9 protein-coding genes (1 of these 9 cut by a window edge) are annotated in these 13584 nt (G+C 39.3%); 8 read left to right on the top strand and 1 reads right to left on the bottom strand.

Annotation, left to right across the window (positions count from 1 at the left end; genetic code table 11):
• From pheT to CHY_RS07300, 7 genes are all read left to right on the top strand, one after another.
• Window positions 1-2397, top strand: a complete 2397-nt coding sequence (gene pheT / locus CHY_RS07330) for a phenylalanine--tRNA ligase subunit beta (RefSeq protein ID WP_011344474.1) — start codon at window positions 1-3, stop codon at window positions 2395-2397.
• Window positions 2398-2459: 62 nt separating this feature from the next.
• Window positions 2460-2714, top strand: a complete 255-nt coding sequence (locus CHY_RS07325; RefSeq protein WP_011344473.1) for a cell division protein ZapA — start codon at window positions 2460-2462, stop codon at window positions 2712-2714.
• A complete protein-coding gene (locus tag CHY_RS07320) occupies window positions 2711-4363 on the top strand; it encodes a DNA polymerase/3'-5' exonuclease PolX (protein WP_011344472.1) in 1653 nt (550 codons plus the stop codon). The genes CHY_RS07325 and CHY_RS07320 overlap by 4 nt, the downstream gene beginning before the upstream one ends.
• 49 nt (window positions 4364-4412) lie before the next feature.
• Entirely contained in the window at window positions 4413-4988 is a 576-nt protein-coding gene (locus CHY_RS07315) for a DNA-3-methyladenine glycosylase (RefSeq protein WP_011344471.1), read from the top strand.
• 15 nt (window positions 4989-5003) lie between these two features.
• Complete coding sequence (locus CHY_RS07310) at window positions 5004-5954, top strand: hypothetical protein (protein ID WP_011344470.1); 951 nt, start codon at window positions 5004-5006, stop codon at window positions 5952-5954.
• A gap of 45 nt (window positions 5955-5999) precedes the next feature.
• Window positions 6000-8489, top strand: coding sequence for a DUF3656 domain-containing U32 family peptidase (locus tag CHY_RS07305; protein WP_011344469.1), 2490 nt, complete (start codon window positions 6000-6002; stop codon window positions 8487-8489).
• Between the two features lie 3 nt (window positions 8490-8492).
• Complete coding sequence (locus CHY_RS07300) at window positions 8493-10826, top strand: endonuclease MutS2 (RefSeq protein ID WP_011344468.1); 2334 nt, start codon at window positions 8493-8495, stop codon at window positions 10824-10826.
• 75 nt (window positions 10827-10901) lie between these two features.
• Here the strand turns inward: CHY_RS07300 and CHY_RS07295 are convergent, their stop codons facing one another.
• Window positions 10902-13319, bottom strand: a complete 2418-nt coding sequence (locus CHY_RS07295) for a transglycosylase domain-containing protein (protein WP_162485073.1) — start codon at window positions 13317-13319, stop codon at window positions 10902-10904.
• Window positions 13320-13457: 138 nt separating this feature from the next.
• On the opposite strand from CHY_RS07295, the gene tyrS reads away from it, so the two are divergent.
• Window positions 13458-13584: the 5' portion of a tyrosine--tRNA ligase gene (gene tyrS, locus CHY_RS07290; RefSeq protein ID WP_011344465.1), read on the top strand. 1109 nt of this gene lie beyond the right edge of the window; the window shows 127 of its 1236 coding nt (coding positions 1-127); it begins with the start codon at window positions 13458-13460; the stop codon falls past the right edge of the window.

The following is a 13584-nucleotide window of genomic DNA, read 5'->3' as shown; positions in this document are numbered from 1 at the left end:
GTGAATATTTCCTATAACTGGTTGCAGGAGTTTTGTGAGATACCGTATACCGCCCAGGAACTGGGAGAAAAGCTCACTTCGGTGGGAATTGCGGTAGAAAAAGTTACCTATATAGGAAATTATGAAAAAGTTGTTGTTGGTGAAGTGCTTGAAGTAGAAAATCTTCCTGGAACGGAGCTTTTTAAAACAAAGGTTTCTACCGGAAAAGAAATTTTTGAAGTTGTTACCGGTGCCAAAAATGTTTTTGCCGGTTTTAAATATCCTTTTGCTCTTCCCGGGGCTAAACTGCCTAACGGTATAACAATTGAGGAACGGCGAATTAGGGGAGTTGTTTCCCAGGGAATGTTACTTTCGGCGGAGGAACTGGGACTTTTGGAAAGAAAAGGTGCGGAGCCTGGTTTAATGCTTTTACCCCCGGAAGCACCGGTGGGTGAAAAAATAGAAAAAGTTCTGGAGCTTGACGATTACCTTTTAGAACTGGATTTAACCCCGAATCGCGGAGATTGCTTATCGGTTTTGGGTGTAGCCCGGGAGGTAGCAGCTTTGACCGGCCACAGGTTAAAACTGGCTGAGCCGGAATTGCCTCTTGATAATGGTAGCTGTCCGGTTTCCATTGAGATTCAAAATCCTGAACTTTGTGGGCGGTACATGGGTATTGTGATTAAAAATGTAAAGGTAGGTCCTTCGCCATTATGGCTCGAACAGAGACTGCGAAAGGCCGGGATTCGCCCAATTAATAATATCGTTGACGTAACCAATTATATTTTGCTGGAATACGGTCAGCCTTTACATGCTTTTGACTTAGATAAGCTTGCTTCGCCGGAAATAATTGTTAGAAACGCCAGAGCGGGAGAAAAAATTACTACATTAGATGGTGTAGAAAGGGAATTAACTTCCGAAATGTTGGTAATTGCTGACCGGGAAAAACCCATTGCGGTAGCCGGAATTATGGGCGGGCAAAATACCGAAGTGGATGATGATACAAAAACTGTTTTTATTGAAGCAGCCTGGTTTAATCCGGTGTCGGTCCGGAAAACTGCCCGAAAACTCGGGCTTCGCACCGATGCGTCGCAGAGGTTTGAAAAAAATGTGGATATCGAAGGGATTAAAAGGGCATTAATTAAAGCGGCACTAATGATTTGCGAATTAGCTGGGGGAACTATACAGGGTCGATATGGGGATGTGTATCCCAAAAAATTTACACCAAAGGTAATTGCTGTTAGCCTTTCCAGAGCCGAAGAGTTTTTAGGTATTTCTTTGGATGCCAAACGGGTTGTTGAAATTTTGGAGTCTTTGGGATTTAGAGTTACTATAGGTGAAAAGAAAATTTTTGTCGAAGTTCCGAGTTACCGTCCGGATGTTTCTTTGGAAGCTGATATTTATGAAGAAATTGCCCGTTATCTGGGATATAATAATTTTCCGGATACCATGCCCATTGGTATAACCACCACTGGCTTTTCTCCGGAGTATAATTTTGAGTATAAAGTAAAAAATCTCTTAACCGCTTTGGGAATGCAGGAAATCATTACTTATAGTTTTATTAATCCGGACTCTTATAATAAATTAGGACTTTCTGTGGACGAGGTGCTTACAAAAAGTGTAGTACTTTTAAATCCATTAAGCATTGAACAGTCGGTCATGCGTACTACTTTGTTACCCGGACTCTTGGATATTGCTAAAAGAAATGAAAATCGTCAACAGGAAAATTTGTTACTTTTTGAAATGGGAAATGTATTTGAAAAAAATGGCGAAGACTTACCCAAAGAAACCAAACTAATTGGCGGTATTGCCCTTGGTTATAGATATGGCGATTGGTATAATAAGCCCAGAAAATACGATTTTTATTATGTTAAAGGTATTTTAGAAAGCCTGTTTACTTCCCTGGGGATTAATAACTTTAGTTTTTCTGCGGCCAAAGACCTGCCCTTTCTTCATCCAGGAAAGGCAGCCCGGGTTTATTTAGAAAATACGGAAATTGGCTATCTTGGTGAACTGCATCCTCTTGTCCAAAAAAAGTATGAATTTAAAAATACTCCCCTTGTGTTTGAATTAAATTATGACCTTTTAAAAACTTTGATTCCGGCGGAGAAAAAATATACTCCTTTATCCCCCTATCCCGAGGTCAAAAGGGATATTGCACTTTTGGTGGAACGGGAAATTCCTGCTGCCACTTTCATTGAGGTCATAAAAGGTTTAGCAATTAATACATTGAAAAATATTGAGATTTTTGATGTTTACGAAGGCGAAAAGCTTGGTCCAAACAAAAAGAGTATTGCTATTTCACTAACCTTTAGCTCAACTGAAAAGACTTTAAGCGAGGAAGAAATTAATAATTTCATGGCCCAAGTCCTGAAAGCTTTAGAGGCTAAAACTGGTGCAAAATTGAGGACCTTTTAAAAATACCCCCGGCTTTTCGGGGGTATTTTTAAAAAACTTTCTTTAGAAAACGAGGTGGTAAATTGAAACGAATTGAAGTGGAGATTGACGGGGAAAAATACTATTTAAAAAGTGAGTTACCGGAAGAAGAAGTGGTGGAGCTTGCTCGGAATTTGGATGAAAGAATTAGAGAGCTAAAGGAAAAGTACCCGAAGCTTCCCTGGCACTGGAACTATGTCTTGCTTGGTTTAACCTTAGAAAAAGAACTGAAGGATTTAAAACAAAAATATGACCAGTTGGCTTCTGCTTTAAACGAAGAAAGTAGGGACAAAGAATGATAAGTTTACAACTAAGTCGTATTTTTGATGAAATGGCCTTGATGCTTGAATATAAGGAGGAAAATTTTTTTAAAATTAATGCGTATCGCCAGGCTGCCAGAATATTGCGGAATATTAAGGACCTTGAACGCTTTATCAGCGAAGACCGCCTTGAAGAATTGCCGGGGATTGGAAAAAATTTAAGAGAAAAAATCTTGGAATTTTACCGAACGGGACGTATTGGTGAGTATGAAAAACTAAGAGAGGAAATTCCGCTAATTATTTTTGATTTATTGAAAATACCGGGGATTGGGGTAAAAACAGCTAAGCAAATATATGAAACTTACCGACCTAATACCCTCGATGAGGTAGAAAGTTTAGCAAAAGCTCATAAACTAAAGGAAATTCCGGGAATAGGCAGTAAAACCGAGCAACAAATTTTAGTGGGGATAGCTTCAGCGCGGGAATGGCAGGAAAAAATCACCATTAGCTTGTATAGCCGTAATCAAACGGAAATTTTAGAGTTTATTAAAAGCTTACCCGGTGTAGAAAAAGTAAGTAGTACAGGTAGTTTAAGATTAAAAGAAGAAATAATTCCCTATTATCATTTTTTGATAATTTTTAATGGATCGAAGGAAAAATTTACAGAACTTATGGGGAATTTTGGTTTTAAGCTCCTTGACCAAAACGATGGACTGCTCTTTTTAGCCCCGGAAGGATATAAGGTTAAAATTGATTTTGCCACTTTTAATAGCTGGGGGAATAAGTTATTCTTGACCACTGGTCCTGAAAATTTTGTAAAAGCTATTGGGGTTTTGGATAAAAGTTATAGTGATGAAGAAATGATTTTTCAATCCATAGGCTTACCTTATGTTGAACCGGAATTGCGGACTGCTGAGGGATTGCTGGAATTTTTAAAAGAAGCGGATACGGATGATTTAATTACTGCTTCCGATATTAAGGGGGATTTACATGTTCATTCGCAGCACAGTGATGGAATAAATTCTATTAAAGATTTAGCTTTAGCGGCACAAAAGCTTGGCTATGAATATATCTCTGTAAACGATCATTCAAAAAGTTTAACCGTGGCCAAAGGCCTTGACGAAGAAAGGTTATTAGCTCAAATTGCAGAAATAGAAGCGTTAAATCGGGAATTAGAAGGAATTACTGTGTTAAAAGGTATCGAGGTTGATATTTTAAAAGATGGTTCTCTGGATTTACCGGATAAATTGCTGGCGCAGCTTGACGTGGTGGTAGCATCGGTGCATACCGGTTTTAAACTCCCCAAAGAAGAACAAACGGCGCGGATAATTGAGGCAATTAAAAATGAACATGTGGATATTATCGGTCATCCTACCGGCAGGTTGCTAGGACGGCGTGAACAATATGATGTTGATGTTGAAGAAATAATTGCCCAGGCGGCAAAATACAGTACGGCTTTGGAAATAAATAGCTCTCCGGAAAGATTAGATTTAAATGATGAATATGTAAGCCATGCCCGCCGTGAAGGTGTCTTAATTGCTATCAATACCGATGCTCATGATACCAACCGTCTGGCCAATGACCTGCAATTTGGAGTTACTGTAGCCAGAAAGGCTCTTTTAACAAAAAAAGATGTTTTAAACGCCAAAGATTTAAAATCCCTAAAAAAATTTTTAAGGAGAAAATAAGAAAATATTGCCAAATTGATTTAAGTTTTTTATTATAATAGAGGTGCTTATGCTCTTACCAAGACAGTTTTATGCCAGAGATGTTTTAATTGTCGCCAAAGATTTACTAAATTGTTATCTTGTCCGGGAATATAACGGACATTTGTTAATTGGCAAAATTGTCGAAACAGAAGCTTATCATCAAAATGACCCGGCCTGTCATGCTTACAGGGGCAAAACCAAAAGAAATGAAGTGATGTTTGGACCGCCGGGACATGCGTATGTGTACTTTACTTACGGGATGCATTATTGTTTTAATGTGGTAACCGGCGCTATAGGCCGGGCTGAAGCAGTATTAATTCGAGCTTTAGAACCGGTAAAAGGTATTGATATCATTAAAACTTTACGTGGAGGTAAAAGTGAAAGAGAACTTTTAAGTGGACCGGCAAAATTAACCCAGGGTTTGGCGATTGATTTAAAATTAAACGGACATGATTTGACCGGGGGTAAAATTTTATATATTACCAAAGGGGAGCCGGTAGCTGAAGAAGATATTGTTGTGACGACGCGGATAGGAATTAATGCGGGGAAGGATTTGCCTTATAGATTTTACCTAAAGAATAATAAGTATGTTTCAAAAAAATAAATAAGGAGTGGGAAAATGAAATTAAAAGAAATTTATGAGTTAGCAGTAAAAATGGGGATGGAAAGTGACCCACGGGGTAAAGAACAAGTATTAAAAGCTTTAGAAAAAGAAAAAAAGCGTTATGAAAAGCTTTCGGAAAAGGAAAAAGAAGAGTATGACTTAGAAAACCTGACCAATCCTTATAGCGATACCCGGGTATACTTGGGCGATTTAGAGCAAGAGATACATACCGCATTGGTTGGGATTGATATGGAAGTTGGTGAAGTATTACTGGCTGATCGCCTTACCGAAAAGGGGACAAAAATAGATTTAATAATAACCCACCACCCGGAAGGTTCGGGGATTGCCAAGCTTTATGAAGTAATGCATCTTCAGGAAGATATTTTACATCAGCTTGGCGTACCCATAAATGTAGCTGAAGGAATAATGGCACCGAGAATTGGCGAGGTAAAGCGCGGTTTAATGCCTTTAAACCATAACCGCGCCATTGATGCGGCGAAGCTTTTGGGCTTTGCTTTTATGAGCGTCCATACTCCTGCGGATAATCTTGTAACTACTTATTTAACCAATTATTTTAACGAGAAAAAACCTGAAACGGTAGGAGAAGTTGTTGATTTCTTGAAGGAGTTACCGGAATATAAAGAAGCGACCAAAATTGGGGCTGGTCCCACCATAGTTGTGGGCGCACCGGAAAGAAGATGCGGCAAAATCTTTGTAGATATGACCGGAGGAACCAGTGGTTCCGATGAAATGTTTGCCAAACTTTCTACTACCGATGTAGGCACCATTGTGACCATGCATATATCGGAAAAACATAAAAAAGAGGCAGAAAAGCATAATATAAATGTAGTAGTTGCCGGGCATATGGCCAGCGACTCCCTGGGGATGAATTTGTGGCTTGACAAGCTTGAGGAAAATGGAATTAAGGTAATTGCAACTTCAGGTTTAATTAGGGTTAAAAGGTAAGCGTGGTTTAGGCCACGCTCTTTTACCTATTTAGGGGGTAAAAAAATGTTAAAAAAACCAGAGCTTTTAGCACCAGTAGGAGCTTATGAAAATTTAATAGCTGCTGTGCAAAATGGAGCAGATGCGGTATATTTTGGGGGTAAATTTTTTAATGCCCGTCATTTTTCCGAAAATTTTACTGATGAAGAAATAGTTAAAGCCATTGATTACTGTCATTTACGGGGAGTAAAGGCTTACATTACTTTAAATACTTTAGTTACTGATTACGAGTTAAAAGAAGTATTCAGGTTTTTACAACTTATCTATAAAGAAGGGGCAGATGCTGTAATTGTCCAGGATTTAGGGCTGGCGAAAGTAATTAGAGAGTATTTTCCTGACTTAAATATTCATGCCAGTACCCAAATGACGCTTCATAACAGTGAGGCGATTTCCTTAATTAAACAGCTGGGAATAAAAAGGGTTGTTTTAGCCAGGGAGTTATCGCTTTTTGAAATTCAGGAGGTAAAGAAGAAAACTGGGATAGAAATTGAGCATTTTATCCATGGAGCTTTGTGCATCTCTTACTCGGGCCAGTGCTTAATGAGCAGTATAATTGGCCAGCGCAGTGGTAATCGGGGGAAGTGCGCTCAACCCTGCCGCTTACCTTATAGGTTAATTAAAGATGAAAAAGAAATCGGGGAGAATTTAGGCGAGTATCTCTTGAGTACTCGAGACATAAATCTAAGTGCGTTTTTGCCCGAACTAATAAAAGCCGGTGTGGATTCCTTTAAAATTGAAGGGCGGATGAAACGACCGGAGTATGTGGCGACGGTGGTTAAAGTTTATCGTGAATTGATAGATTTATATTTTAATGACCCGCAAAATTTCCGGGTTAGTGAAGAACAGGATAGAAAGCTACGTGAAATTTTTAATAGAAATTTTTCAACAGCATATCTTTTGGGAAAACCCGGGCAGGAATTAATGAGTTACCAGCGTCCCAATAATCGAGGGGTTTTTGTCGGACGGGTTGTAGGGTATGATGAACGTAAAAATAGCGTTCGGGTGAAGTTAGAGGACCGTCTGGAAGAAGGAGACGGGGTAGAAATTTGGGTTAAAAAAGGAGGAAGGGTTGGAGTAGAAATTGGCTCCCTCTACCGGGGTAAGGAAAAAGTAGATAGGGCAGAAAAAGGTGACCTCGTGGAATTTTATCTTCCGGAGCGGGTATTTCCCCAGGACCGGGTATTTAAGACTTCCAGTCGGCGCTTGCTGGAAGAGGCGAGGGAAAGTTTTACCAGGGAGCGGGAAATAAGAAAATTTCCGCTTTTGGCGAAAGTAATTGCCCGAAGGGGAGAGCCATTGAGATTAATTCTTTCTGACGGCTTTGGCCACCGGGTGGAAGTTGAGTCGGAGTATGTTGTTGAAACTGCATTAAAACATCCTGCAAATTTGAAGTACTTGCAGGACCAGCTTAATCGCCTTGGTAATACCCCATTTTCACTCAGTGAAACAGTTGCGGAAGGCTTGGAGGAAGGGGTTTTAGTTCCCGCAAGTGAATTAAATAAACTTCGCCGAAAAGCAATTGAAAAACTTTCGGCTATGATTATAAATAAGTATAAGAGACAGATTACAAGCCAAAAGCTTTTTTTACCGGTAAGTAATAAGCAAAAACAAAACATTTTTAAACTTACGGTAAAAGTTGGAAGTAACGAGGCAGCCATTAATGCTTTGCGGGCAGGGGCCGATATTGTTTATTTAGCGGGGGAAAGGTTTTTTAAAAAACCGTATAATTATGCGGAAATATTTTCAGTGAAAAAGGATTATCAAGAAGTTTGGCTTCACGTCCCAAGGATTACTAAAGACCAGGAATTAGAATTATTTTTCGAAGAAATGCAAAAGGATCACAACTTTTCGGGAATCTTAGCGGGAAATCCCGGTATTATTTTTTATGCCAATAAATTCGGATACAGGCTTGCTGCGGATTTTTCTTTTAATGTTTTTAATTCACTGACCGAGGTGGTTTTGCACGGCTGGTCGATAGATAGAGCAACACTTTCCCTCGAGCTTTCCTTTAAAATGCTTAAGGAAACGGCAAGATTTGCTGGAATGGCTAAGGAAGCAGTGGTTTTTGGGGATTTACCTTTAATGGTAAGTGAATACTGCGTTATAGGATCTGTGGCGGGAGGAATGACCCGGGAAAAAGGATGTGGTAAGGCATGCTTTTTGGGGGATTATTACTTAAAAGACCGGTTAGGGGTCAAATTTCCTGTAAAAACTGACCAATTTTGCCGAATGCATATTTTTAATAATAAAAAGTTAAACATTTTAAAAAATCTCTCGGAATTCACCGAACTTCCAGGTATAGAATATTTACGCCTTGAACTTCCTGCAGAAGATCCGGATAAAGTGTATAAAGTGGTGGAAATTTGGCGAAAAGAAATTAAACGTTTAAATAACTTGGGCGAAAAATATGAACCGGAGATTACAAGTCTGGAAACTCTTAAACACCTTTATCCTGAAGGTTTTACCACCGGGCATTATTTTCGAGGAGCGGAGTAAGAAATGAATCAAAAAACCTTGGAAAAAATTGAATTTCCGGATATTATTAATAAACTCTGGCAGAAAGCCGAATCTTTTCCTGGAAAACAACTGGCTTTAAAAGTTAGACCGCTATCCGATAGCAAGATTATTGAGGAAAAGCTTTTGGAGGTTGAAGAAGGACTTTCCTATTTGCGATTTAAAACGGTAGATTTAAGTGTGCTTTCGGATTTCTCCGAAATTTTTCTAAAACTTTCTAAAGAAAGCATGTTAACCGGGCAAGAAATATATCGTTTAGGTCAGTTGCTTAAAGTTTCTAAAGATACTTTTTTTGAGATTAGTCGCGGTGCATTTCCACGGCTAAAGCAAATAGTTAAATTGCTTTTTTTTGATGAAGCTCTTGTAAAAGATATTGAAAGAAGTTTTTGGCCTGAAGGAACTGTTAAAGATGAAGCATCTCCAGAATTAAAAAGGATTCGGGGGCAGATAGCCCGTTTAAAGGACAAAATGAGAGAAGCAGTGGAAAAATATCTAAAAGAACCTGAACTTGCTAAATATTTGCAGGAGCCTCTTATTTCCGTACGCGGAGATAGGTTCGTTTTACCGGTAAAAGCTTCTTATAAAAGTCAGGTACCGGGAATTATCCACGATCGTTCTAATACAGGCCAAACTTTATTTATTGAGCCGTACAGTGCAGTAGAAGCGGGAAACGAACTTAAAACCTTAGAATTACAGGAAAAGGAAATAATTGAAAAAATCCTCAAAGATTTTACCCAACGTTTAGCTTGTAATTTAACGGAAATCAAACGTACTTATGAGCTTTTGGGGGAAATTGACCTGATTGTGGCAAAAGCGCGTCTTGCTTTAGAGTTAGATGCGTATAAACCAAGAATTTCTGAAAACGGTGTTTTATCTTTTAAACAGGCCCGTCATCCCCTTCTGGGAAAGAAGGCGGTACCTTTTGACTTAACTCTGGGGAAAGAATTTGACCTATTAATTATTACCGGACCCAATACGGGCGGTAAGACTGTTACTTTAAAAACTATAGGGATTTTAACCATTATGGCTCGGGCTGGCTTGTTTATTCCTGCCTCCCCGGAGACAGAAATTGGCCTTTTTGGAGAAGTTTATGTTGATATTGGCGATGAGCAAAGTATCGTTCAATCGTTAAGTACTTTTTCTTCTCATTTGCTAAATTTAAAATTTATTTTAGAAAATGCCCGGGAAGGAGACTTGGTATTGTTAGACGAGCTGGGGACCGGTACTGACCCCCGGGAAGGAGCTGCATTGGCCAAAGCAATTCTGGAAGAACTTCGGGGAAAAAAGGTAAAAGTAGTTGCAACCACCCATACCAGTGAACTTGCGGCTTATGCCATAGAGACCGAGCGGGTTGAAAATGCCTCGGTCGAATTTGATCCTGAAAGCTTAAAACCGACTTATCGTTTACACATTGGAAAACCGGGACGGAGTAATGCTTTGTATATTGCCCAGGGCTTGGGACTAAAAGAACAAATAATTGAAAAAGCTAAAAGCTTTTTGAAGGAAGAAGAGTTGAAACTTGATAAGCTTATTTTTGACGTTGAGCAAGAGAAGCGGCAGTTAGAAAAGGCTAAAGAAGAAGTAGCAAATCTTCTAATATCCCTCAAAGAAAAAGAAGCTAAGCTTAATGATGAATTAGAAAATCTTGAAAAAACAAAAGAAGAAATTATTAGAAAGTACCGGGAAAAGTATCAGCAGAAGCTTTTGGAAATTGAACGGAAAGGTAAGCTTGTTATTGAGGAAATAAAAGAAAAGATTAAGACTTATGAGGAAAAAAATTTGGCAAAACTTCTTGAAGAGGCACGCCAGAAAACTAAAGAGTTCTCGCAAAATTTTGCCTTGCCTTTTGAACCAATAAAACCTTATCGGCCCAAAGTAGGAGAAACGGTGGAATTGGTTGAAGTTGGACAAAAAGCGGAAGTTTTAGCTGTTGGAGAAAATTATGCCATAGTCCAAGCGGGGATAATGAAGTTAAATGTAAGTTTTGATCAAATAAGGCCCGCGCAAAAACAGGAAAAAGAAAACGAGAAGGGGCAGGTTAAAAAAGCAGGCTTAGAATTAACCAAAAAACAAAATTTTAATTTAGAGCTTGATATTCGGGGTATGAATACCCTTGAGGCCGAACCGGTGGTGGAAAAATATTTAGATAATGCTTACTTAGCCGGGGTAGAGAAGGTTAGAATTATTCACGGGAAGGGTACCGGTGCGTTAAAAAAATTTTTATGGGATTATTTACGGGAAGTTCCTTTTGTGAAAAAATTTAATTTTGCACCGCAAAATCAAGGGGGAGATGGTGCAACGGAGGTATATTTAAAGTAAACCCCTCAAGGCCTCTAAATTGCCCTACAACAAGAGAAAATTAAGCAACGGAGGTATATTTAAAGTAAACCCCTCCTAATTGTTAGGAGGGGTTGTTTGATTATTGCCGGGAGGTGTTGTTTGATTGTCATTACCTTGGGCAGGTTTTATTTGATGTTCCGGTATATCACAGTAAACTTTTGGTACCTTATCTTTGGGAAACTTTTTAACGGTAACATATTGGGGTGGACAACCTCCGCTTTCACCGGCTTTGGGAATTAGAGCCAAGAAGTCCTGACCGTTGTGGGATGGATCGGTGCAAATGGGCACTTCTACCTCTTGAGTTGAAGACTGGCTTCCCGGACCGTGAATATTACATTTTTCTTTGGGTAACCTTAATGAGTAGTCTAAAACGTAACTCGGAACTTCATAGGGTAGATCAATTAAGCTGACGGTCAGCTTATTGGGACAATACTCTGTTGCCAGCAAATGGGAATCAGCGCAAATTTCTGCTTTTACATGGACATTACAAATTTTGGTTGGTACTGTTCCTTTGGCAAAATAATCATAAACCAACTGGTTCTGAGGGCAGTCACTACTCGGTAAAAGTCCTGATTTTCCACATACAGTGGCTTTGATAATACCGTTGGGCTTTTCGAAGTCAGATTTTGGTACTCCTTTTAAAGCTTCAGTCATTATTGCTTTAAAAATTCTGGCTGGATAGATACCGCCGAATCCTCCGGGAATCGGTTGAGGTTTATCATGGCCAACCCAGACGGCAGCGACTAAATCGGGAGTATAACCCACAAACCAGAGGTCTTTTCCTTCATCGGTTGTACCCGTTTTTCCGGCAACCGGTCGGTCTAACCGTGCAGCGGAACCAGTACCTCCCGGTTTAAAAATAACGTCTTCGAGCATTGAAGTAATCATAAAAGCGGTTTCCGGTTTCATGGCTATCCGCTTTTTGGGTTTATTTTCATAGAGTATTTCGCCGGTGGCTGATTCGACTTTGATTATCGCCGATGGTTCTACATAAATTCCATTATTGGCAAAGGCTCCGTAAGCGGCTGCCATTTGAAGAGGGGTAACTCCGTCCGTAAGACCGCCAAGGGCAACCCCGAGGTTTGATTCAAGCTTAGGATTTAGCTCAATGCCAAGCTTTTTTGCAAATTTAAATGCTTCAGCAAAGCCAACTTTATCGAGAAGTTGTACGGCAACGGTATTTACTGAATAAGTAAGAGCAGTCCTTAAAGTGATTAATCCCCGATATTTGCCATTGGAATTGACAAAAGAATGTTTGCCGTATTTAATAGGTCTATCATCAATTACTGTAGCCGGAGACATGCCGTTTTCAATGGCCGGACCGTAGGCAATGATTGGCTTAAAGGCTGAACCCGGTTGCCTTTTGGTCCTGGTAGCTCTATTCCACTGCCGTAGCTGATTATGTTCACGCCCTCCAACGATTGCTTTAATTTCACCTGTTTTAGGATCAAGAACTACCACTGCACCCTGAGGTTGTAAAATTCCATCTTTATCCCGCTTGGATTTGGGGAAGTTCTTGGGATCTGATAACGCTTTTTCTGCAGCTTCTTGAATTTTGGGGTCTAAGGTTGTATAAACTCTAAGTCCACCGCGAAAAACCCGGTCACTTCCAAACTTTTCTGTAAGCTGTTCGATTACATATTCTACAAAATAGGGATATTTATATTTATGGTGACTTTTGTCTATAAGATTGGGGTTTAAGATTAAAGGTTCGCTTTTAGCTTTTCTGGCTTGGTCTTCAGTTATCAAGCCTGCTCGAACCATTTTATTTAAGACAATGTTGCGCCGGTTTAGCGCCAGCTCCTTGTTGTTTAAAGGAGAATAACGACTTGGTGCTGGAAGTAGGCCTGCTAAAAGAGCTGCTTCACTTAAAGTTAATTCATCTAAATCTTTGCCAAAGTAAGTTTGGGCGGCGGCCTTTATTCCGTAAGCGCCTTCACCGAAATAACTACGGTTTAAATACATTTCGAGGATTTCATCTTTGGTAAAAGCTCTTTCGAGCTGGATAGCTAAATATGCCTCTTGAATTTTTCTTTTTAGGGTTTTTTCTGAGGTTAAAAAGGTAAGTTTAACTAACTGCTGGGTAATTGTGCTTGCTCCCTCTTTCGGAGCTCCATATTTTAAATCTTCCAGGGCTGCTCTTAAAATAGCTTTTAAATCAATACCGTGATGTTGGTAAAAGCGGGCATCTTCAGCACCGATTATTGCTTTCTTAACAACCTCCGGAACTTCTTTTATTTTTACAGGTATCCGATTTTCACTGCCATGGACTTCAGCAATTATATTATTGTCTTTATCAAAAATTAAAGTGGTTCCAGACAACTCCAGCATTTTGGGAGAGAAAGAGGGTACGTCTTTTAAACAATAATAAATATAACTACCCACGGCAATTGTTCCAATAAAAAATAATAGAGTAAATACCAGCAGGGAAACTAAAAGCCACTTTGGCATTCTTTTTCGTTGTTTTTCCACTTTAAGACCTCCTTTTACTTAAAAAAAATTATAACATATCTTGGGAAAGATGTATTGAAAAAGTTTTACCTTGACGGAAAATTAAGGAATAATACATAATAAATATTAAGCTTAGAATATACCATGCATAGGAAGGAGATGCCAGTGGACGAATTAAAGCGTCAACTTGAGATAATTAAAAGGGGAGTTGCAGAAATCGTTCCGGAAGAGGAATTAGTAGAAAAGCTAAAAAAATCCTTAAATGAAGGAAAGCCTTTAAGGGTAA

The organism is Carboxydothermus hydrogenoformans Z-2901 (assembly GCF_000012865.1).
Taxonomy (GTDB): Bacteria; Bacillota; Z-2901; order Carboxydothermales; family Carboxydothermaceae; genus Carboxydothermus; species Carboxydothermus hydrogenoformans.
The sequence above is the reverse complement of the archived record's forward strand: the minus strand, read 5'-3'. Positions and strand labels throughout refer to the sequence as shown.

Excerpts from the sequence above, each read along its gene's own strand:
- CHY_RS07320 (WP_011344472.1), top strand. The coding sequence starts at position 2,711 with ATGATAAGTTTACAACTAAGTCGTATTTTTGATGAAATGGCCTTGATG.
- CHY_RS07315 (WP_011344471.1), top strand. The coding sequence starts at position 4,413 with ATGCTCTTACCAAGACAGTTTTATGCCAGAGATGTTTTAATTGTCGCC.
- CHY_RS07310 (WP_011344470.1), top strand. The coding sequence starts at position 5,004 with ATGAAATTAAAAGAAATTTATGAGTTAGCAGTAAAAATGGGGATGGAA.
- CHY_RS07305 (WP_011344469.1), top strand. The coding sequence starts at position 6,000 with ATGTTAAAAAAACCAGAGCTTTTAGCACCAGTAGGAGCTTATGAAAAT.
- CHY_RS07300 (WP_011344468.1), top strand. The coding sequence starts at position 8,493 with ATGAATCAAAAAACCTTGGAAAAAATTGAATTTCCGGATATTATTAAT.